The 648-nt window shown below is 60.5% G+C and carries 1 protein-coding gene; it reads right to left on the bottom strand.

Annotation, left to right across the window (positions count from 1 at the left end; genetic code table 11):
* Window positions 1-54 precede the first annotated feature (54 nt).
* Window positions 55-648: IS110 family RNA-guided transposase (locus WLY71_RS30670; RefSeq protein WP_347806577.1), on the bottom strand; the 594-nt coding region annotated here is incomplete at its 5' end.

The following is a 648-nucleotide window of genomic DNA, read 5'->3' as shown; positions in this document are numbered from 1 at the left end:
TTTTTTTCAGCAAAGGGCCGGACAGTTAGTACCTCGGTGGCAGAACTCTGTCGCTCAGTGGCTCATCGTCGCTTGCTGGCCATCACCAGCCTGGCGACGATAAGTCTGGTCATTCTGTAGAAGCACCCAGACGATTCGCAGGTTACGGTTGGCTAGCCTGACCGCAGCCTCCTTACGGCCCAGTCGGCTCATCCAGCGCAACAAGCGGCGGTCATCGGGTTGCTGGGAATCAGGTCGTAGTTGTTGCAGTACCGCATGGGCTCCCTGGATCATCAGGCTGCGTAAATAAACATCACCTCGCTTGGTCATGTCCCCCAGCCGGACCGTCTGCCCGCTGCTGTGCTGGTCAGGCACCATGCCAAAGTACGCGGCAAACTTGCGGGCATTGGGAAATCGCTCAGGCTTGGTTTCCTTGGCCACCAGTGCCGTGGCAGTGACTGGGCCGATGCCGCGCACAGTCATCAGTCGCTTCGCCGTCATGTCGGCGTTGGCGGCCACTTCCAGGCGCCCCGTCAGCACGCTGATGCGTTCGCCCAAATGGCGCCACTCGGCCAACAGTTCGTCGATCAGTTCACGCAGCAGGCCCGGCACCGGCTGGGTGGCATCTTCCAGTACCCGCGGAATTTTCTGGCTGATCGCAACATCGCC

The sequence above is a fragment of the Pseudomonas rossensis genome, assembly GCF_039888995.1.
GTDB lineage: Bacteria > Pseudomonadota > Gammaproteobacteria > Pseudomonadales > Pseudomonadaceae > Aquipseudomonas > Aquipseudomonas rossensis.
Note: the sequence above shows the minus strand (reverse complement) of the source record. Positions and strands in the feature narration are given on the sequence as shown.